General features: G+C 66.9%; 20 protein-coding genes. 10 read left to right on the top strand and 10 right to left on the bottom strand.

Going from position 1 to position 20,141, the window contains the following annotated elements; all coding sequences use genetic code 11:
- Nucleotides 1-3: 3 nt before the first annotated feature.
- From LN047_RS26860 to LN047_RS26850, 3 genes are all read right to left on the bottom strand, one after another.
- Entirely contained in the window at nucleotides 4-630 is a 627-nt protein-coding gene (locus LN047_RS26860) for an HAD hydrolase-like protein (protein WP_056319675.1), read from the bottom strand.
- Between the two features lie 70 nt (nucleotides 631-700).
- Nucleotides 701-1,267, bottom strand: coding sequence for a hypothetical protein (locus tag LN047_RS26855; protein ID WP_056319678.1), 567 nt, complete (start codon nucleotides 1,265-1,267; stop codon nucleotides 701-703).
- Nucleotides 1,268-1,302: 35 nt separating this feature from the next.
- Nucleotides 1,303-1,893, bottom strand: a complete 591-nt coding sequence (locus LN047_RS26850; RefSeq protein WP_373980714.1) for a TIGR00730 family Rossman fold protein — start codon at nucleotides 1,891-1,893, stop codon at nucleotides 1,303-1,305.
- Between the two features lie 234 nt (nucleotides 1,894-2,127).
- On the opposite strand from LN047_RS26850, the gene LN047_RS26845 reads away from it, so the two are divergent.
- Nucleotides 2,128-2,688, top strand: a complete 561-nt coding sequence (locus LN047_RS26845) for a bacterioferritin (protein ID WP_056319683.1) — start codon at nucleotides 2,128-2,130, stop codon at nucleotides 2,686-2,688.
- A gap of 134 nt (nucleotides 2,689-2,822) precedes the next feature.
- Here the strand turns inward: LN047_RS26845 and rimO are convergent, their stop codons facing one another.
- From rimO to LN047_RS26830, 3 genes are all read right to left on the bottom strand, one after another.
- The gene (rimO, locus tag LN047_RS26840; RefSeq protein WP_373982189.1) at nucleotides 2,823-4,169 is read right to left on the bottom strand and encodes a 30S ribosomal protein S12 methylthiotransferase RimO; all 1,347 of its coding nucleotides are present in this window, start codon (nucleotides 4,167-4,169) and stop codon (nucleotides 2,823-2,825) included.
- Nucleotides 4,170-4,311: 142 nt separating this feature from the next.
- Nucleotides 4,312-4,563, bottom strand: coding sequence for a DNA-binding transcriptional regulator (locus LN047_RS26835; protein ID WP_063952133.1), 252 nt, complete (start codon nucleotides 4,561-4,563; stop codon nucleotides 4,312-4,314).
- Nucleotides 4,564-4,757: 194 nt separating this feature from the next.
- The gene (locus LN047_RS26830; RefSeq protein WP_175236586.1) at nucleotides 4,758-5,390 is read right to left on the bottom strand and encodes a LysE family translocator; all 633 of its coding nucleotides are present in this window, start codon (nucleotides 5,388-5,390) and stop codon (nucleotides 4,758-4,760) included.
- Between the two features lie 96 nt (nucleotides 5,391-5,486).
- Here LN047_RS26830 and rsmB point away from each other — a divergent pair, with 96 nt between their 5' ends.
- From rsmB to LN047_RS26795, 7 genes are all read left to right on the top strand, one after another.
- Entirely contained in the window at nucleotides 5,487-6,824 is a 1,338-nt protein-coding gene (gene rsmB / locus LN047_RS26825) for a 16S rRNA (cytosine(967)-C(5))-methyltransferase RsmB (RefSeq protein ID WP_373980713.1), read from the top strand.
- A gap of 39 nt (nucleotides 6,825-6,863) precedes the next feature.
- Entirely contained in the window at nucleotides 6,864-7,454 is a 591-nt protein-coding gene (locus LN047_RS26820) for a DUF4390 domain-containing protein (protein WP_082586235.1), read from the top strand.
- Nucleotides 7,451-9,766, top strand: coding sequence for an ATP-binding protein (locus LN047_RS26815; RefSeq protein ID WP_373980712.1), 2,316 nt, complete (start codon nucleotides 7,451-7,453; stop codon nucleotides 9,764-9,766). The genes LN047_RS26820 and LN047_RS26815 overlap by 4 nt, the downstream gene beginning before the upstream one ends.
- An 11-nt stretch (nucleotides 9,767-9,777) precedes the next feature.
- Nucleotides 9,778-10,473, top strand: a complete 696-nt coding sequence (locus LN047_RS26810; protein ID WP_063952136.1) for a response regulator — start codon at nucleotides 9,778-9,780, stop codon at nucleotides 10,471-10,473.
- Nucleotides 10,470-11,849 (top strand): Trk system potassium transporter TrkA, encoded by a 1,380-nt coding sequence (trkA, locus tag LN047_RS26805; protein ID WP_373980711.1) that lies wholly within the window; start codon nucleotides 10,470-10,472, stop codon nucleotides 11,847-11,849. Before LN047_RS26810 ends, trkA begins: the two co-directional genes overlap by 4 nt.
- A gap of 53 nt (nucleotides 11,850-11,902) precedes the next feature.
- The gene (locus LN047_RS26800; RefSeq protein WP_152382865.1) at nucleotides 11,903-13,372 is read left to right on the top strand and encodes a TrkH family potassium uptake protein; all 1,470 of its coding nucleotides are present in this window, start codon (nucleotides 11,903-11,905) and stop codon (nucleotides 13,370-13,372) included.
- Between the two features lie 327 nt (nucleotides 13,373-13,699).
- On the top strand, nucleotides 13,700-14,938 hold the full coding sequence (locus tag LN047_RS26795; protein WP_142052460.1) for a YbdK family carboxylate-amine ligase: 1,239 nt from the start codon (nucleotides 13,700-13,702) through the stop codon (nucleotides 14,936-14,938).
- Nucleotides 14,939-14,963: 25 nt separating this feature from the next.
- Here the strand turns inward: LN047_RS26795 and LN047_RS26790 are convergent, their stop codons facing one another.
- Nucleotides 14,964-15,899 carry a methyltransferase domain-containing protein gene (locus LN047_RS26790; protein WP_373980710.1) on the bottom strand — a complete coding sequence of 312 codons (936 nt, stop codon included), beginning with the start codon at nucleotides 15,897-15,899 and terminating at the stop codon, nucleotides 14,964-14,966.
- Nucleotides 15,900-15,988: 89 nt separating this feature from the next.
- Here LN047_RS26790 and LN047_RS26785 point away from each other — a divergent pair, with 89 nt between their 5' ends.
- Both LN047_RS26785 and LN047_RS26780 read left to right on the top strand, forming a co-directional pair.
- A complete protein-coding gene (locus tag LN047_RS26785; protein WP_373980709.1) occupies nucleotides 15,989-16,723 on the top strand; it encodes a ComF family protein in 735 nt (244 codons plus the stop codon).
- 223 nt (nucleotides 16,724-16,946) lie between these two features.
- Nucleotides 16,947-17,417: a tRNA (cytidine(34)-2'-O)-methyltransferase gene (locus LN047_RS26780; RefSeq protein WP_175236591.1), complete on the top strand. Its 471-nt coding sequence runs from the start codon at nucleotides 16,947-16,949 to the stop codon at nucleotides 17,415-17,417.
- Between the two features lie 23 nt (nucleotides 17,418-17,440).
- Here the strand turns inward: LN047_RS26780 and LN047_RS26775 are convergent, their stop codons facing one another.
- The 3 genes from LN047_RS26775 to secB all read right to left on the bottom strand — a co-directional run bounded on the left by LN047_RS26775 (nucleotide 17,441) and on the right by secB (nucleotide 20,120).
- Nucleotides 17,441-18,433: a Bug family tripartite tricarboxylate transporter substrate binding protein gene (locus LN047_RS26775; RefSeq protein ID WP_373980708.1), complete on the bottom strand. Its 993-nt coding sequence runs from the start codon at nucleotides 18,431-18,433 to the stop codon at nucleotides 17,441-17,443.
- A gap of 65 nt (nucleotides 18,434-18,498) precedes the next feature.
- Nucleotides 18,499-19,566, bottom strand: coding sequence for an NAD(P)H-dependent glycerol-3-phosphate dehydrogenase (locus LN047_RS26770; RefSeq protein WP_373980707.1), 1,068 nt, complete (start codon nucleotides 19,564-19,566; stop codon nucleotides 18,499-18,501).
- 17 nt (nucleotides 19,567-19,583) lie between these two features.
- Nucleotides 19,584-20,120, bottom strand: a complete 537-nt coding sequence (secB, locus tag LN047_RS26765) for a protein-export chaperone SecB (RefSeq protein WP_056319734.1) — start codon at nucleotides 20,118-20,120, stop codon at nucleotides 19,584-19,586.
- Between the last annotated feature and the right edge of the window lie 21 nt (nucleotides 20,121-20,141).

The following is a 20,141-nucleotide window of genomic DNA, read 5'->3' as shown; positions in this document are numbered from 1 at the left end:
GCGTTATGCCAGTGCGTTGGGAAGGTCTTGAACCGCCAGGAACAGCTCGTCGGGGCCGCGGCCGCGCAGGGCGTCGACATGGTTGTAGCCCCAGGCAACCGATCCGACACGCACGCCCGCCTTGCGGGCCGCGTCGATGTCGCGCATTTCGTCGCCCACCAGCAGGAACCGCTCGGGGGACGTGCCGTGCTGCTTGAGCAGGCGGTCGATCTTGGCGGCCTTGCCGAACAGGTCGCTGCCGCACTCGTAGTCGTCAAAGAGCGCCGCGGTTTCCTCGCCCAGCACGCGCTTGACGTTCTCGACGGAGTTCGAGCTGACCACCGCCAGGCGCAGGCCGCTCGCCTTCAGGCGGGCCAACGCTTGCGGGATGCCATCAAATAGCTGCACGCTGGGATCGATTTCCTGCATCAGCGTGCGCACGTGCGTCATGATCGCGGGCAGCTTCCATAGCGGGATGTTCAGGTACTTCAGGATCTCCATCGCATCGCGGCTGCGAAGCGCTTCGCGTTCGGACGCATCGATCTTGCGGAAGTTGTACTTCTCCGCGACGGTATTGAGAATGGTGTTGAACCACGGCATGGTGTCTGCCAGGGTCCCGTCGAAGTCGAAGGCTGCAATGTCGTATTTCAATTCTTGAATCCAATGCCGGCAGGCTGGGCGGGGACGCCTCTCCCACGCTGACAGGCGTCGTCGCGCATCCCTACATGCCGTGCGGGTGAAGCAAATAGTGCACGACCGGCGCCAGGTCTTCAAGCGGCGGAGCGCCGGCGACCACGCGCGCGGCGCTGGTCCAGGGGTAGTCCAGGGCCAGCAGCCAGCCGAACACCGCGGACGCATCGCCCGGGGGCAGGGTCACCATGGTTTCGATCGTGATGGTCAGGCGCTTGGCGCGATACGGGTCGGGCTGGAACTCCCAGTCGTATCGCCCACAGCCCACGCGCACGTTGCCGGTCGCCTTTTCGGTCATGCCGACCAGCCAGTCGCAGTGGTAATCCGGCAGGCGCGTGTCCGCAGGCGGGCGCGACAGGTAGAAGGTGTAGACGTTGTCGTAGGTCTGGCCAAACTTGCGCACCAGCGTGTCGGTGATGGCGGCCAGGCCATGCGATTCAGGCGGAAAGGCGATGGCCTGCGTGCGCAGGGCCATTTTCAGCACGGCGTCGGGCGCGAAGGCGCGGGCCATGTAGTGCGGGCGGTTCTCGTCCTTGGCGTGAAAATAGTCGCGCAATACGGACTCGGTGCAACCGGGGAACAACGAATCGGTAGGCATTGCGGGGGCTTCCGTTCAGGTCTTTGGCGTGGGGGTCAGGGCTTTCGGATCGGATCGAACCACTTCGAGACGTTAGGCGGCTCGTAGATGGCGTAGCGATCCAGCAGCAAGGCAGGGTCTTCTTCCACCACCAGCATGTCGCGATGCTGGGGACGGATGAATGCTTCTTCCACGGAGTGGTTAATGAATTGCATCAGGGCATCGTAGTACCCGGCCACGTTCAGCAATCCGCAGGGCTTCTGGTGCATGTTCAGTTGCGCCCAGGTCCAGACTTCGAAGAATTCTTCCAGCGTGCCGGCGCCGCCGGGCAGGGCGACAAAGCCGTCGGCCTTCTCCATCATCATCGCCTTGCGCTCGTGCATGTTCTGCACCGTGTGCAGCTCGGTCAGCCCCAGATGCGCCTGTTCCTTCTTGAGAAGCAGTTCGGGGATGACGCCGATGACGCGGCCGCCGCCGGCCAGCACTTCGTTGGCCACCACGCCCATGATCCCGACGATGGATCCGCCGTACACCAGGCCCAGGTCGCGCTTGACGAGTTCGCGCGCCAGCACGCGGGCCTGCTCGACGTAGTCCGGACGCGTGCCCGGGTTGGAGCCGCAATACACGCAGATATTCTTCAGAGTCATAAAACGGGTGGGAAATTGCCGGCCGCGTTACAGATTGCGTCACGCGGCCTTTCGCGAAGCCGATAGTTTACGCAAGGTTGCCGGAGGACTCCCGAGACCCTGGGCGAGCACCGCGGGGAGACGCGGGCAATGTTTGGACACAGCAAGTTCCGGCGCGCTCGGTAGACTGAAGATTGCGAAAACGACTGGAAGTCCAGCGTCGTGCTGCTTTCACGGACTAGAGGAGCTAACGATATGGAACAAGCAAACCGCAACCCGCAGGAAAACAAGCGTCCCTTCGATATGGACGTGAAGGCGATTCGCGCCAAGGCGCGCAAGGACATCGAATCCGGCGCCATCACCGACACGTATCGCGCAGACCGTGAAACCGTGCTGAAACTGCTGAATGAAGCGCTGGCCACGGAAATCGTCTGTGTGCTGCGCTACAAGCGCCACTATTTCATGGCCCGCGGCCTGAATGCGGAACCGGTCGCGGCCGAGTTTGCCGAGCATGCTGCGCAGGAGCAGGATCACGCCGACAAGCTGGCCGAGCGGATCGTGCAGCTGGGCGGCGAGCCGAACCTGTCGCCCAAGGGCATTCTGGACCGCAGCCATTCCGAATACGTCGAAGGCGACTCGCTGGAAGAGATGATCAAGGAAAACCTGATCGCCGAGCGTATCGCCATCGACAGCTATCGCCAGATGATCGATTACATCGGTGAACAGGATTCCACCACGCGCCGCCTACTGGAGGAAATCCTGGCGGTGGAAGAGGAACACGCCGACGATCTGTCGGACTTCCTGGCCAAGTCCTGATCGGGCGCCGCCCCGTCCGCGGGGCGGATTGATGGGCGGCAGCGGGGTCCCGGGATCTGCGGCTCGTCACTCCCCAAGAAAAACGCCGTCCGGCGCGCGATGCGCCGGACGGCGTTTGTCCGAAGGCGCTGCGATTACAGCGCGTCGGCCCAGAGGTCGTACTCGTCGGACTCGGTGACGCGCACGCGCACCATGTCGCCCGGCTGCAGGGGCTTGTCCGAACTGACGTAGACGCAGCCGTCGATTTCCGGCGCGTCGCCCGCGCTGCGGCCCACCGCGCCGTCTTCATCGACCTCGTCGATCAGCACGTCGATCTCGCGGCCGACCTTCAGCGCCAGGCGCTGGGCGGAGATGGTCTGCTGCAGCGCCATGAAGCGCTCCCAGCGACCCTGCTTGACGTCGTCCGGCACCGGATCGGCCAGCTCGTTGGCCGGCGCGCCTTCAACCGGCGAATACTGGAAACAGCCCACGCGGTCCAGTTGCGCTTCCTGCATCCAGTCCAGCAGATATTGGAAGTCTTCCTCGGTTTCGCCGGGAAATCCGACGATGAAGGTCGAGCGGATCGTCAGGTCCGGGCAGATTTCGCGCCAGCGCTTGATGCGCGCAAGCGTCTTGTCTTCGAAGGCGGGGCGCTTCATCAGCTTCAGGATGCGCGGACTGGCGTGCTGGAACGGGATGTCCAGGTAGGGCAGGATCTTGCCCTCGGCCATCAGCGGAATCACTTCATCGACGTGCGGGTACGGGTACACGTAATGCAGGCGCGTCCAGACGCCCATTTCGGACAAGGCCATACAGAGCTCGGTCATGCGGGTCTTGACCGGGCGGCCGTTCCAGAAACCGCTGCGGTATTTCAGGTCCACGCCGTAGGCGCTGGTGTCCTGCGAGATCACGAGCAGCTCTTTGACGCCGGCCTTCACCAGACGCTCGGCTTCGTTCAGCACGTCGCCGACGGGACGGCTGACCAGGTCGCCGCGCATCGAGGGAATGATGCAGAAGCTGCAGCGATGATTGCAGCCTTCGGAGATCTTCAGGTACGCATAGTGGCGCGGCGTGAGCTTCACGCCCTGCGGCGGAACCAGGTCCACGTAGGGATTGTGGTCCGTGCGCGGGGGCGCCACGCCGTGCACGGCGCGCACGACCTCTTCATATTGCTGGGGACCGGTCACCGACAGCACGCTGGGATGCACGTCGCGGATCACCGATTCCTCGACGCCCATACAGCCGGTCACGATAACCTTGCCGTTCTCGGCCAGGGCTTCGCCGATGGCTTCCAGCGACTCGGCCTTGGCGCTGTCGATGAAACCACAGGTGTTCACGACGACCACGTCGGCACCGTTGTATTCCGGCGTGATTTCGTAGCCTTCGGTGCGCAGCTGGGTCAGGATGCGTTCGGAGTCGACCAGGGCTTTGGGGCAGCCCAGCGACACGAACCCCACGCGCGGCGCGCGTCCCGGGTTGGCCTCTTGGGCGGCGGCCGTGATGGCGTCCAGCGTCGCGTCGGCGCCATTGCTGGGATTAGTGCCGGCGCCTTTGCCGGGGCGGGAATGTTCAATAACTTCCAATCTAATTCACCGTAGGTTCGCGCACGGGCATTGGGCGTGCGGCGGGGTAATCGTCAAAGGGTCAGGGCCAGGCCGGGGCGTCCACGGAGGACAGGTGGCGCAGCGTTTCGGGATGCAGCATGGCAACCCGCAGCAATGTCTGCGCGGCGCCTGAAGGGTTGCGCCGGCCTTGTTCCCAATCCTGCAAGGTACGCACGCTAACGCCCAGCAACGCCGCGAAATCCGCCTGCGGCAGGCCCACGCGATTGCGCGCTTCGCTGATGTGCGACGCCTGCCACCGGACGGACCGGGCAAGCGGAACAGCCTTATTCATAACTCAGTCAGGGGGGGAGGGGGGCGGCGTTTTCCCGCCAACCGGACTCCAGGCTGGCGGCCGCTCCCGTGGCGATAGCGGGGAAAGCGCAGAATTATACGGCATTGCCGTAGGCGCGGATAGCGCCGGGTGCGCAACCGGCCTGCGAAAAGGGGGGCGGAGAAGCGGACGCGGACCGTCGGCCCGTGTCAGGTTCAGGCCGCGGTTCGCCGATACAGCGCCAGCGTCCCGGCCAGACCGATCAGCATGCCCCCGCAGATCCGGTTCAGCCAGCGCAGGCCGCCCGCCTGGAAGGCGCGTACCATCTGCGCACCCAGCGTGGCGTACGCCAGCATCGTCGCCACGTTCAGCAGTGCCAGGATCCCGGCCAGGATGGCGTATTGGGCGGGCAGCGGCGCCGCGGGGTTGATGAACTGGGGCAGAAAGGCCGACATGAAAAGCAGGGCCTTGGGGTTGGTCAGCGCCACGACGAAGCTGCGCATGCCAAGGGCCAGGCCGTCCGGACGGGCGTCTCGGGGGCGCTCGGACGGCAGGGTCAGCGCCGCGTCCGAACGCAGGAGCTTGACGCCCAGCCACGCCAGATACGCCGCGCCCGCCCATTTGACGATCTGGAAGGCGACCTCGGAGGCCGCCAGCAGCACGCCCAGGCCGCAGGCCACCGCGCCGATCAGGACCAGATCCGCCAGCACGGCGCCGCCCATGCCCCAGCACGCGGCGCGCACGCCGTGGCGCGAGCCGTTGGACAGGGCGAGAAGCACGGTGGGACCGGGCGTGATGATGGCGACGGCAGAGGCCAGGACGAACAGCAGCAGCGTGGCAAGGGTCATGATCGGGCTCCGGGGCAGGCACCCAGTGTGCCGCGCCCGCCGCCCTCTCGTCCAGGTCCGGGCTACCATAGCGGTCTTACTCTTTGATTTCGCCCCATGTCCACGCGTTCCGACTCCCCCAATCTGGCTCCTCCGCTCTCTTCAGTCCTTCTTGCCAGCGCGGAAGTGGTGGAGGATGTGCTCGACGGCCGTTCGCTCACCGAGGCGCTGGCCGACGTGGACGCCGCGCTGCGTCCGGCGACGCAGGCCGTGTCGTTTCATGCGATGCGCTACCTGGGTTGGGCCGATGCGGTCGCGCGCGAGATGGTGCAGCGCTATCCCAGCGTGCTGTTCGAGTCCCTGCTGCTGGTGTCGCTGACGCTGCTCAAGGAAGAGGGCGATGCGGCCGTGGCCTTGCCCGGCATGCCGGTCTATGCCCCGCACACGGTCGTCGACCAGGCGGTGACCGCGGCCGCCGGCTCGCGCGCCCTGGCGTCGTACAAGGGCATGCTCAACGCCTGCCTGCGCCGCTTCCTGCGCGAACGCGCCGCGCTTGAAGCCGCGGTGGCCGACAGCCCCGAGGCGCAATTCAATCATCCCGGCTGGTGGGTCAAGCAGCTGACCGTGGCCTATCCCAAGCAATGGCGCGACATCCTGGCGGCCGCCAACCTGCCGGCCCCGCTGACGTTGCGGGTGAACCGCCGTCGCGCCACCCGCGAACAGGTGCTGGCGGCGTTTGCCGATGCGGGCCTGGCGGCCGAGCCGGTGGGCCAGTCGGGTGTGGTGCTCGCCACGCCCAAACCGGTGACGCAGTTGCCCGGCTTTGCCGAGGGCTGGTGGTCGGTGCAGGACGCGGGCGCGCAGCTCGCCGCCGAATTGCTGGCGCCCGCGAACGGCATGCGGGTGCTGGACGCGTGCTCGGCGCCGGGCGGCAAGACGGCGCATCTGCTTGAGCTGGCCGATATCGACCTGCTTGCCCTGGACGCCGATGCCGACCGGCTTGCCCGCGTGGAACAGAACCTGGCGCGGCTGGGCTTGGGCGGCGGTCACGTCCGGCTCAAGGCGGCCGATGCGGCCGACCTGGACGCCTGGTGGGACGGCAAGCCCTTTGACGCGGTGCTGGCCGACGTGCCCTGCACGGCGTCGGGCATCGTGCGGCGTCACCCCGACATCCGCTGGCTGCGCCGCGAGAACGACCTGCGCCGCACGGCCAGCCTGCAGACCCGGATCCTGGACGCGCTCTGGTCCACCGTGGCGCCAGGCGGCCGCCTGCTCTATGTGACATGCTCGGTCTTTCCGATCGAAGGCACGCGCCAGGCCCTGGAGTTTCTGCAGCGCCACCCCGACGCAACCCGCCTGGAGGCACCGGGCCAGTTGCTGCCAGTTGCGGTCGATGCAACACCCGCGGCGCAACACGACGGGTTTTTCTACGCCTTGTTTGCCAAGCAGTCCTGAATCCCGAAGAATAGGGGCATGACGTAGTCCCGGTGCCGTATGTCCATTATTTCGCGCGTATTTCTTGGGTTGTTGCTGGTATCTGCCGTGCTTTTGACCGCGCCGGGCGGCTTGGCGCATGCGTCCGAACCTCGCGTCACCCGGGTGGATCCGGTGGTGCGGGACGGCAACCTGGAAATCGATGCGGATATCGAATTCGAGCTGAATCAGCAGTTGCGCGACGCCGCCCAGCGCGGCGTCGCCTTGTATTTCACGGCCGACCTCACCATCACCCGCGAGCGCTGGTACTGGTTCGACCAGTCGCTGGTGGACACGTCCCGCACCTGGCGGGTGGTCTATAACGCGCTGACCCGTCAATGGCGGGCTGGCGTGGGCGAGCTGTCCTTTCCGGTGGCCTCGCTGGACGATGCGATGAGCGCCATCCGGCACATCCGCAATTGGCGGGTGGCGGAGGCGAGCGAGTTTGATGCGGGGTCGCAATACAACGGGCAATTGCGCCTGAGGCTGGATACGTCGCTGTTGCCGCGGCCGTTCCAGGTCAATGCCCTGAACAGCAGTTCTTGGGCGCAGGCGACGCCGTGGATGGACTTCTCGTTCATGTTGGGCGACAAGGAGAAAGATCCCTCATGAGGCTTTTGCTTCGGCTGGCGCTGATGGTCGGCGCCGTGAGCGGTCTGGCGCTGCTGGGCTTACTGGCCTGGTCCACCGGAAACGCCTCGCGCTTTGCGCGCTACTACGACACGCTGCTGGTCCTGAACGGCATTTTCGCGCTGGCGCTCTTTATCTGGGTGGTCGCGCTGACGGTGCGGCTGGCCCGGCAGATCCGGCGCCGGCAGTTCGGCGCGCGGCTCACCGCCCGGTTTTCCCTGGCGTTCGCCCTGATCGGCGTGGTGCCCGGCGCGCTCATCTACACCGTGTCGGTGCAATTCATGTCGCGCTCGATCGAATCCTGGTTCAACGTGCGCGTGGATACGGCGCTGGAAGCCGGCCTGAACCTGGGCCGCGCCGCGCTGGATTCGCTGCTGGCGGACCTGGACGCGCGGGCGCGCTCGATGGCCGTCGAGCTGAACCGCAGCACCGACAGCGGCGTGACGCTGGCGCTGACCCGGCTGCGCGAGGCCAATGGCGTGCAGGAAGCCATGGTGTTCACGGGCAGCGGCCGCATGGTGGCATTTTCGACCAGCCAGTATGGGCAACTGCTGCCTGCAATGCCGCCGTCCACGGTGATGAACCAGTTGCGGCTGGCGCGCGGCTACTCGGCGGCCGAAGCCGACGATCCCGTGACGCCGGGCGCCGAGGGCGGCCTGCATCTGCGCGTGGTGATCCCGCTGAACGGCCCGGACCGCTACGACAACCTGCTGGGGCCAGCGTCCGAACCCCGCTGGCTGCAGCTGCTGCAGCCGGTGCCCGAGCAGATCGCGCACAACGCCAACCTCGTGCAACAGGGCTTTCGCGATTACCAGGAGCTGGCGCTGTCGCGGCTGGGCCTGCGCAAGCTCTACGGCATCACGCTGACGCTGGCCCTGCTGCTGGCGGCGTTCGGCGCCATCGCGGTGGCGTTGTCCCTGTCCAAGCGGCTGGTGCGCCCGCTGCTGAGCCTGGCAGGCGGCACGCAGGCGGTGGGCGTGGGCGACTACCGGCCCTTGCCCGAACCCCCGGAACGCGACGAAGTCGGCCAGCTTACGCGCTCGTTCAACGCCATGACGCGCCAGCTCGACGAGGCGCGCCGCATGGTCGAAAGCAACCGTCAGCAGCTCGAGCGCTCCAACGTCTACCTGGAAAGCGTGCTGTCCAACCTGTCCTCCGGCGTGCTGGTGTTCGATGAAGCCTTCCGCGTCACCACGGTCAACCAGGGCGCCCAGACCATCCTGGGCGCCGACTTGCGTTCGGTGATCGGCCGCCCGCTGGAGACGGCGGACGGCATGCTGGAATTTGCGAACATCGTGCGTCAGGCGTTTTCCACGCATGCGGCGGTCGGTTCCGAACGCCAGCACTGGCAGCAGCAGTTCGAAATCGCGCCCGCCGCGGTCGAAGGCGAGACCGCATCGCAGCCGCTGACGCTGCTGGCGCGGGGCACGCACCTGCGCGTGGACGGGCGCGGCAACGGCTATCTGGTGGTGTTCGACGACATCACCGAAGTGATCTCGGCCAACCGGACGGTGGCGTGGGGCGAGGTGGCGCGCCGTCTGGCCCACGAAATCAAGAATCCGCTGACCCCCATCCAGCTCTCGGCCGAGCGCCTTGCCATGAAGCTGGAAGGCAAGCTGCCGCCCGCCGAGGCCCAGATCGTGGCGCGCTCGACCAACACGATCGTGAACCAGGTGGCGTCGCTCAAGCAGATGGTGGACGACTTCCGCGAATACGCCCGCACGCCGCCGGCCGTCATGCAACGCATCAACTTCAACGCGCTGGTGGCGGACGTGTTGTCGCTCTACGGCTGGGAGCCCGAGGGCGGGGCATCGCGCCTGTCGGAGAAGGCCCTGAATCTGGACGTGAGCCTGGCGGCCGGCCTGCCCGACATCGAAGGCGATCCGACCCAGCTTCGGCAGGTGATCCACAATCTGCTGTCGAATGCCCGCGATGCGATCGCGGAACTCGGCGGGCAGGGCCGCGTCAGCGTGACGACGCAGCTCATGCGCAGCGAACAGCCCGATCGCGTGGCCCATCAGGCGCTGCGTTTCACGGTGGCCGACACCGGTCCGGGCTTCCCGCCGCAGGTCATGCAGCGCGCGTTCGAGCCCTACGTAACCACAAAGTCCCACGGGACTGGGTTAGGATTGGCAATCGTCCGCAAGATCGTGGAAGAGCATGGCGGACGTATCGACCTTGCCAACCGCAAGGAAGGAGGGGCGCGGATTTCCATCCTGTTGACCCGGCTCGCGCCCGGGTCCGATACTATGGACGCCACCGCGCAAGAAAAGGATAATGCGGCTACGCAATAGGTGGATGCTTTATGGCCAGAATTCTGGTGGTTGACGACGAAGTCGGTATACGCGAGCTTTTGTCGGAAATCCTTTACGACGAGGGACACACGGTCGAGCTGGCCGAAAACGCGGCGCAAGCGCGCGCTGCCCGTCTTCGCATGCGTCCCGATCTGGTGTTGCTGGACATCTGGATGCCGGACACCGACGGTGTCAGCCTGCTCAAGGAGTGGGGCTCGCAAGGCTTGCTGGATATGCCTGTCATCATGATGAGCGGCCACGCCACCATCGACACGGCAGTCGAGGCCACGCGCATCGGCGCCATGGATTTCCTGGAAAAACCCATCACGCTGCAGCGTCTGCTCAAGACCGTTGCCGCGGGTCTGGCGCGGGGCCGCGTGCCGCATCCGGCGCCTGCCGCCGCCAATCCGGCGGTCGCCAGCCCGGTGGTCGCGCTGGAAGACGAACTCGATCCGCCGGCCGCGCTGGCTGCGGTGTCCGTCAACGATGCGCCGGCCACCTCCAACGGCCAGCTTGGCAGCATCTCGCTGGACCAGCCGCTGCGCGAGGCGCGCGACGAATTCGAGCGCATCTACTTCGAATATCACCTGGTCAGGGAAAGCCACAGCATGACGCGCGTGTCCGAACGCACCGGGCTGGAACGCACCCACCTCTACCGCAAGCTCAAGCAATTGGGCATCGAGTCCGCGCGCAAGCGCAGCACATGAAGATCCTCATCATGGGCGCTGGTCGCGTAGGCACCAGCGTGGCGGAAAACCTGGTGTCCGAGCAAAACGACATCACGGTCATCGATTCCGCCCCCGCCCAGCTGCAATACCTGCAAGAACACTTTGACCTGCGTGTCGTCCTGGGAGACGGCTCGCAGGTGTCGGTGCTTGAAAACGCCGGCGCCGCCGATACCGATCTTTTCATCGCCTGTGCGGCGTCCGACGCCGCCAACATGGTCGCGTGCAAGATTGCGCGCCAGCTCTTCAACGTTCCCCGCCGCATCGCCCGCATCCGCTCGGCCGAGTTCCCCGAACATCCCGAACTCATGAGCGAAGAAGGCTTCTGCATCGACGCGCTCATCAGCCCCGAACGCAGCGTCACCACTTACCTGCACAGCTTGATCGAATTTCCCGAGGCCTTGCAGGTCGTGGAATTTGCGGAAGGGCGCGTCAGCGTCGTGACGGTCCGGGTGGGGCATGGCAGCCCGATGGCGCATTCGTCCGTCGACAAGCTGCGCGACGTCTGGCCGGACGTGAAGGCGCGCGTGATCGACGTGCTGCGCGGCGGGCGTCCCCTTCGCGCGGGCAGCGGCACCGTCATCGCGCCGGGCGACGAAGTCGTGCTGGTCGTGGATTCCGACCATGCCCGCCGCGCGGTGCGCAAGCTGCGAGACGCCGAGCGGGCCGTGCGCCGCGTGATGATCGCGGGCGGCGGCAATATCGGCCTGCGGCTCGCGCGCCAGCTCGCCGAAGAAAAGTACAGCGTGCGCATCATCGAGCACGACCTCAAGCGCTGCGAGTACCTGGCGACCCAGCTGCCGGACAGCGTACTGGTCCTGCACGGCAGCGGCACCGACGAGGCGCTGCTCGAGCGCGAAAACATCGAGGACATGGACACCTGGCTGGCGCTGACCAGCGACGACGAGGACAACATCATGTCCTCGCTGCTCGCCAAGCGGCTGGGCGCACGCAAGGTGATCGCGCTGATCAACCGGCAGGCGTACGGCGAACTGATGCAGGGCAGCCATATCGACATCGCGGTGTCGCCCTCGCAAGCCACCATGAGCGAGCTGCTACGCCACGTGCGCCGCGGCGACGTGGCCGCCGTGCATCGGCTGCGCCAGGGCGTGGCGGAAGCCCTGGAAGCCATTGCCCATGGCGACCGCTCCACGTCCAAGGTGGTGGGCCGCGCGGTGGGCAAGATCAGCCTGCCCAAGGGCGCCAGCATCGGCGCGCTGGTGCGCGGCGAAGAAATCATCCTGCCCGACGCCGATACCGTCATCGAAACCGACGACCACGTCATCGTCTTCGTGCCCTCGCGCCAGCAGATGCCGCGCGTGGAAAAGCTGTTCCAGGTCTCGGCGTCCTTCTTCTGATGCGCTGCCCCTCTCACTCCTTGCGTGGGCCGCGCGCGGCCGGATAAGCCTTCATGAAGCGCGTTCTGGCCACTCTGTACATCCTGGGGCTCACCATGGTGATGTTCGCCCTCACCATGCTGATCCCGCTGTTCATCGCCTATGTGGGGGCGGACGGGGCGCGCGACGCGTTCCGGGACGGGTTTCTCATTTCGGTGGGCATTGGCGGCGGCCTGGCCGCGCTGACCCGGCGCAACCGCAGTGAATTGCGGGCGCGCGACGGCTTCGTGCTGGTGTCGGCGGTGTGGGCGGGCCTGCCCCTGCTGGCGGCCATTCCGCTCCTGCTGTATTTCCATGGCGCCGGGCTGCCCCTGTCCTTCACCGGGGCCTATTTCGAGGCGATGTCCGGGCTGACCACGACGGGCGCCACGGTCCTGACCAACCTGGACACCTTGCCGCCGTCGATCAACCTGTGGCGCGCCACGCTGATCTGGATCGGCGGCATGGGCATCCTGGTGCTGGCCGTCGCCATTCTTCCCCTGCTGGGCGTGGGCGGCCACCAGGTGGTCCGGGCGGAAACCCCGGGTCCGATGAAGGACGAGCGGCTGACGCCGCGCATCGCCAGCACGGCCAAGGCGCTGTACGCGGTGTACTTCGTGTTTTCGATTCTCTGTTTCCTGGCGTACCGGCTGGCCGGCCTGTCCTGGTTCGAGGCCTGGTGCCACATGGCCACCACCATGGGGCTGGGGGGCTTTTCCACCTGGGACGACGGCTTCGCGCACTTTGACTCCGTGGCGGTCGAAATGGTGGCGATGGTGTTCATGCTGATCGCCGGCATCAACTTCGCGACGCACTTCAACGCCTTCCGCCAGCGCAGCCCGCGCGCCTATTGGCGCTGCCCTGAGGCCATCCCGTACCTGGTCGTGGTGCTGGGAGTGGGGGTGATCATCTCGGTGTACCTGTTCATCAAGGACGTCTACACGGATCCCCTGGAGGCGCTGCGCTACGGGATGTTCAACACCATCTCCATGGCCACCACCACGGGCTATGCCAACACGGACTTCGCGCAGTGGCCGCTGTTTGCGCCGCTGACGATGCTGCTGCTGTCGGGTTTTGCGACCTCGGCCGGGTCGACGGGGGGCGGGATCAAGATGATCCGCGCCATCCTGCTGATCAAGCAGGCCCGCAACGAGCTGGTGACGATGCTGCACCCGCATGCCGTCAGTCCGGTCCGGATCAACGGCAGGGCGGTGGAGACCCGGACCATGTCGTCTGTCCTGGCCTTCATGCTGTTCTACGGCCTGTCGATCGCCGTGTTCACCAGCCTGCTGCTGCTCTCGGGCCTGGACCCCATCACGGCGTTCTCGGCAGTGTTTGCCAGCGTGAACAACACGGGGCCGGGGCTGGGGCCCGTGGGTCCGATGGGCTCGTTCGCCGTGCTGTCGGACTTCCAGATCTGGGTCTGCACCTTTGCCATGCTGATCGGCCGCCTGGAGCTCTTGACCGTGCTGGTCCTGTTCACGCCAATCTTCTGGCGCAAATAGCCGCCGTCCGGCGTCAATTTGATAAGGGATAACCCTGATCAGGGTTATCCCATCCCCCCTCGGAATCCCCGTCAATACTGGCTTTCGGCGCCTGGCGCGGTGGCGACCCGCGCCAATCCTATGCTGTAAGCGCTTGCTTACTTTTCTTCAGAGGGCAAAACCGGATGATTCGCGATGTTGCACACAAATGTCACGATTTTCAATCGTTTTGCCACAAAGCTGCGGCTATCATGCGTTCACAAGCCGCCGTCTAGCGCCCCCCGGGAAGTTGCCGGGCTTCAAGGTCGAACGGCGCATACCCTCATCAAACATTCAAAGGAGTCCGAGATGGAACAAATCCCGTTCATTTCGTCGGCCCCCAACACCCTGGGCATCGAACTTGAGTTGCAACTGATCGACCCCCGCAGTTTTGACCTTGCTGCAGCCTCTGACGAACTGTTGGCCCAGATGGCCAATCATCCCATTGCCGACCGCGTCAAACCCGAAATCACGCGGTCGATGATCGAACTGAACTCCTCGGTGCACGAGCACCCCATGGGCCTTCTGGCCGAAATGCGCGAGATGCGCGACGCCCTGGTTGAAGCGGCCGACGCGGTGGGCGTGTCGGTGGCGGGCGGCGGCGCCCATCCCTTCATGCGCTGGCAGGAACGCTCCATCTCGGATACCCCGCGCTTCCAGTACTTGGCCGAAATGTACGGTTACCTGGCGCGTCAATTTACGGTTTTCGGCCAGCACATCCACCTGGGCGTGAAGAGCGGCGATGATTCCATCAAGCTTTTGCGCCGCCTGTCGCCCTACGTGCCGCATTTCATCGCGCTGTCGGCGTCGTCCCCCTACTGCGAGGGGGTGGATACCCTGTTCTCGTGCTCGCGCCTGAACGCGGTCAACAGCTTCCCGCTGGCCGGGCATATGCCCGCCGAGGTCAAGGACTGGTACCAGTTCGAGGCCCATCTGTCGCAACTGCGCGCCTTCGGCCTGGCCGAAAGCATCAAGGACCTGTACTGGGATATCCGTCCCAAGCCCGAGTACGGCACGGTCGAAATCCGTGTTTGCGACACGCCGCTGACCGTGGAACGCGCCTGCCAGGTGGCGGCGTTTGCCCAGGTGCTGGCGGTGCTGCTGATGCGCGAGGAAGATCCCAGCGACAACGCGTGGCTGTCCTACCGCAGCAACCATTTCCAGGCCTGCCGTTTTGGCCTGCAGGGCAGCTACGTGACGCCGGAAGGGCAACGTGTGCGCCTGATCGACCATCTGCGTGCGCTGTTCCAGCGCCTGATGCCGGTGGCCGAGGAACTGGGCACGGGCGACATGATCGCCGCTCTGCGCGACGATGCCATGCGTGCCGGCAACGATGCCCGCTGGCTGCGCAGCCAGTATCACCGCCTGCGCGACCTGCCGCTGATGGTGGAGGCCATGTCCAATGCCTGGCGCGGCACGGCGGCCCCCGTCGCGCCGCCCGCCGAGCCCACTGCGGTGCTGCGCCGCCGGATCCGGGCGACGTCCGAGCCCATGCAGAGCCTGGCCGCGTCCGAGCCCGGCGTCATCGTGCCCGAACGGCTGCACTAGAAGTGCCAGCGGCGGGGCCCCCGTGTCAGGGGGCGCCGCGGTGCCGGCCGCCGATCGCGCTGACGGACAGGCGGGTTTCTCCGGCCACGGTCCGATGCGCGGCGGCGCGCCAGGCGTGGCCGTACGCCACCTCGATGCTCAGCACGATAAGTCCGTCGGCATTGCGCTGCGCTTCCAGCGCGGCGCACAGGCGGTCGCGCCAATCCCGTCCCACCAGCCCGCCGCGGCGGCCTTCGGCCGGGTTTCCGCCCAGGGCGCGCACGTCCTGTAGCAGCTTTTCCGGACTGCGATAGGTCAGGGTCAGGATTTCCTGGTCCATGACCGGATCCGCAAAGCCGTTCTCCACCAGCAGGTCGCCGAAGTCGTGCATGTCCACGAAGGACGGCGTGGCGGTGCGCAGGCCTGCGTCGGCCAATGCCTGGCGCAATTCGCGCAGGGTGGCCGGGCCCAGACAGGAAAACATCGCCAGGCCGCCGACTTTCAGGATGCGGCGCCACTCGGCCAGCACGGCGTGCGGTTCGCGGTGCCAGTGCATCGCCATGTTCGACCACACCAGTTCCAGCGATTCGGGCTGCAGGCCCGTGTTTGCCAGATCCGCATTGACGAACGTGGGGGCGGCGGGGCCGCGGCGCGCCAGCTTGCCGATCCAGGCAGACAGGCCGCCCGGTGCGTGGCGCTTGCGCGCTTCGGCCAGCAGCGGCTCACAGTTGTCCAGGCCGGTATAGGCGGCATCCGGGTAGCGCTCGCGCAGCAGCGGCAGGTTGTCGCCGGCGCCGCAGCCGGCGTCCAGCAAGGCTTGCGGCTGCACCCGGATGTACTGCAGGCGGCCGAGCATGCGGCGCGCCACCTCGCCATAAAGGAATTGGGCGTCAGCCAGGTCGCCGCGGCGCGCGAACTGGCGCGGCACGTCGGCGCTGACGAGGGGCAGGGAGGGGGGCGTTGCGGTTTCTGGCAGGGACATTTCGGTCGCGCCCGCGGGATCTCCCGGGGCGGAGCATGGTTTGATCTGGGATGGCACACATTATTGCGCATCCCGGCCGCAGGCTCCGATTGCCCCTACTGGACATGGGGCGACGGCTGCTGTCGCGCGTGGGCGGCGATTGCCCGTTATGCGGCGCACGGGTCGCGGGGGCGCGGCTGTGCGCCGGCTGTCAGGCCGACATCCTGGCGGGGCCGCCGGGCGCATCGGCCAGATGCCCGCAGTGCGCGCTTCGCCTCAACGGTGGCGGGCAACATTGCGCGGCCTGCCTGGCGGCGCCGCGCTCATTCAGCAGGACCATCGCGGCCTTTGACTACGCGCCGCCCGGCGACACGCTGATCCTGATGCTCAAGACGCAGTTGCGGCTCAGCATGGCGCCGGTGCTGGCGCGGCTGATGGCGCAGGCGTTGCAGGCGGCGGACGGGGCAGCCAGTCCGGGCGCGGGCGCCTGGCGTGGCGATCTGCTTCTGGTCCCCATCCCGGCCAGCCGCGCGTCGCTGCGCCAGCGCGGCATGAACCCGGCAGCCGAGATCGCGCGCAGCCTGGCGGCCGAACTGTCGCTGCCCGCGCCTCGCCTTGTCCTGGCGCGGCGGCGCGAGACGCCCCGGCAGGCCACGCTGGACCGGCGCGCCAGGCAGCGCGGGGCCGCGGGTCTTTTCACCTGCACCGGCGCGGTTCTCGATCGGCATGTGGCGGTGGTGGACGACGTGATGACCACCGGCAGCACCGCTGGGGCTGCCGCGGCGGCCCTGATGGCGGCGGGCGCGGCCAGCGTCACGGTGCTGGTCGCCGCGCGCACGCCCTGACGTACGCCGGGTTGCCGGCGTACGTCAGGGCCAATGCGGCATTGCAAAGCTATAGATAACGCGACGGGGCAACGCGACAGGCAAAAGCGACCGACAGCGCATCGGCCGGCATCCAGACCTGGCCGACACGATGGCCCGCCGCGCGCCGGCCCATCCTGGCAAATCGGCGACAATCACGCCTGCGGCCGCTTCCGGCCGCACGCCTTTTCATCTTCCCTGCGCCATGTTCCACGTCATTCTTGTCTGCCCGGAGATCCCGCCCAACACGGGCAACGCCATTCGCCTGTGCGCCAATACCGGCGCGCAGCTGCATCTGGTGCGGCCGTTGGGGTTTGAACTGGATGACGCCCGCATGCGGCGGGCCGGGTTGGACTATCACGAGTGGCAACCCGTGCGCGTGCACGACACGCTGCGCGAGGCGCTGGAAGATACCGGCGCGGCCGCGTCCAGCATCTACGCGCTGACCACGCACGCGCAGCGCAGCGTGGCCGATGTCGGTTTCAAGCCGGGGGATGTGTTCGTGTTTGGCCGCGAAAGCGCCGGCTTGTCCGACGAACACCAGGCGATGTTTCCGCCCCAGCAGCGGCTGCGGCTGCCGATGCGCGCCGGCCAGCGCAGCCTGAACCTGTCGAATGCCGTGGCGGTCACGGTGTTCGAAGCCTGGCGCCAGCAGGGATACGAAGGGGGCGCGTAGGCGCCGCCCTTCGGCCGGGAAGCTCAGTCCAGCGACAGCTTGAGCTTGTCGATCACCTGATCCCAACGCGCCTTTTCATTCTTGATGCGGGCGGTCAGGGCTTCCGGGGTGGACGGGGCGGGCGTGAAGTATTGCAGCGCAAGCTGCTTGCGCACGGCATCGCTGTTGATGATGCGCGCCAGTTCGCTATTGAGCCGTTCGACGATCGGCGTGGGCGTGCCGGACGGCGCCAGGATCGCATTCCACGAGATGGCTTCGAAATCCGGATAGCCTTGCGAGGCCATGGTCGGCACGCCGGGCAGGGCGTCGCTGGGCTGCAGGCTAGTCACGGCCAGCAGCTTGACCTTGCCGTCGCGCGCCTGCGGCACGGCGATCGCCGGCACCATGAAGCCCGCCTGCACGTCGCCGCCGATGATGGCGGTGATGACCTGGGGAAAGCCGGAGTACGGGATGTGCGCCAGGTCCACGCCCGCGCTTTCCTTGAACATTTCCATGGCCAGGTGGGCCGAGCTGCCCGGGCCGACCGACCCGTAGTTCAGCGAATTGCCGCGGCCTTTGACCAGCTTGACGAAGTCCTGGACGTTGTCGACCTTCAGGCTGCCCGGCACCACCAGCACGTTGGGGCTGGTGCCCACCAGCGACACCGGCTCCAGATCGGTCAGGGGGTCATAGCCCAGCGTCTTCTTGTACAGGGTGGGGGCGGTGACCAGCGGGCCGTTGATCGTGTAGAGCAGCGTGTAGCCGTCGGGCTTGGCCTGCGCCACCATGCGCGTGCCGATGTTGCCGCCCGCGCCCGGCTTGTTGTCGATGACGATGGGCTGACCCAGGGCCTGGGAAAGGGGCTCGGAAATCGTGCGCGCCAGGATGTCGGGAGACGAGCCCGGCGGGAAGGGCACCACCATGTGGATCGGGCGCTCAGGCCAGTCGGCATGGGCGGCAAAGGGCACGATGGCGGCCAGGCTCAGGCAAAGGCCACGCAGCAGCGGGCCGACCCGGAACTTGCGGGTTTGCGTCATGAAGGATGTCTCCTCGGGGTGGGTGTCGTGTGTTGTTGTCGGAGCGGAATGGACAGAGGCGCGGTCTAGGCGGCGCCGAAGGCCTCGCCGGAGCCGGACCCTTCGTAACGCGCATCCCGCGCCAGCAGGGCCGAGACGGCCGTCATGGGCGCCACGCCTTCGAACAGCACGGCGCACACGGCTTCGGTAATGGGCAATTCGACATGGATGGCGCGGGCGCGTTCCAGCGCGGCGCGGGCGCAGCGCACGCCCTCGGCGGTGATGCCGCTGGCCAGGATGTCGGCCAGCTTGCGGCCGGCGCCGATCTCCAGGCCCACGCGCCGGTTGCGCGATAGCTCGCCCGTGGCGGTCAGCACCAGATCGCCCAGGCCGGTCAGCCCAGCGAAGGTTTCGGCCTGCGCGCCCAGCGCGACGCCAAAACGGGTCATCTCGGCCAGACCGCGGGTAATCAGGGCCGCGCGGGCATTGGTGCCCAGCGCAAGGCCGTCGCAGATGCCGCAGGCAACCGCGATCACGTTCTTCAGCGCGCCGCCCACCTCGACGCCGACCAGGTCGGTGCTGGCGTAGACCCGCAGGGCCGCGCCATGGAACGCCGCGGTCGTGACCTCGCGCAGCGCGGGGCTGCTGCTGGCGACCGTCAGCGCGACGGGCAGGCCTTGCGCGACCTCGCGGGCGAACGAGGGGCCTGACAAGGCGCCGCCCGTTGCGCCGGGCAGGGCCTCGCGCATGATTTCGTGGGGCAGTCTGGCCGTGTCGGCTTCAAAGCCCTTGCACGTCCAGACGATGGGGGTGTCCTGCAGGCCCAGGGCGGGCAGCCGCTGCGATAGCGCCTCGCAGATGGACATGAGACCCGCGACGGGCACGCCCAGCACGATCAGGGGGCGCGCGGCGTCGTCCTGCAAGGTGCGCAGCGTGGCGTCCAGATCGGCGGAAAACTGCAGCGTCCTGGGCAGGGAAATGCCCGCCAGATAGCGGGCATTTTCGTGGGTGGCGGCCATGGCGGCCGCTTGCGCGGCTTCGCGCGCCCAGAGCTGGGTGGGGTGGCGGCGGCTGGCGGCCGCCGCCAGCGCGGTGCCCCAACTGCCCGCACCCAGGACGGCGACGCGCAGGCGCGGCTCGGCGGGTTGGTTCATGGGGCGCCGCGGGGTGCTTACTGGCGGGTCGCGCCGGGGGGCAGGATGATGCCCGAGTCGCCGCCGCTACCATTGGCGGCGCCAGCCTGCTGCTGTTGCAGTTCGGCGATGCGCTGTTCGTACAGGGCCTGGAAGTTGACTTCGGTCAGGTGCAGCGGGGGCATCGAGGTGCGGGTGATCGCGTCAGCGATGTTGGCGCGCAGGTACGGGTAGAGCATCGTGGGGCAGACAATGCCCAGCAGCGGATCGAGCTGTTCTTCGGGGATGTTGGCCGCTTCGAAGATGCCGGCTTGCGTGCCTTCGACCAGGTACACAACCTTGTCGTTGATGCGCGTGGTGACGGTGACGGTGACCGTGGTTTCGAACACGGTTTCGGCCAGGCGCTGACCGCCCACGGTGATGCTCACCTCGACCTGGGGCGCTTCCTGCTCCAGGAACACGTGAGGCGCGTTAGGCATTTCCAGCGAGAGGTCTTTCAGGTAGACGCGCTGCAGATTGAACGAGGGCGCGTCGTTGCCGCCTTCTTGCTGGGAGTTTTGGTCTTGATCAGCCATGAGTGTTTCCGTTGGTGGGAG

It is taken from the genome of Achromobacter sp. JD417 (genome assembly GCF_041879325.1).
Lineage (GTDB): Bacteria > Pseudomonadota > Gammaproteobacteria > Burkholderiales > Burkholderiaceae_B > Achromobacter > Achromobacter mucicolens.
The sequence above is the reverse complement of the archived record's forward strand: the minus strand, read 5'-3'. Positions and strand labels throughout refer to the sequence as shown.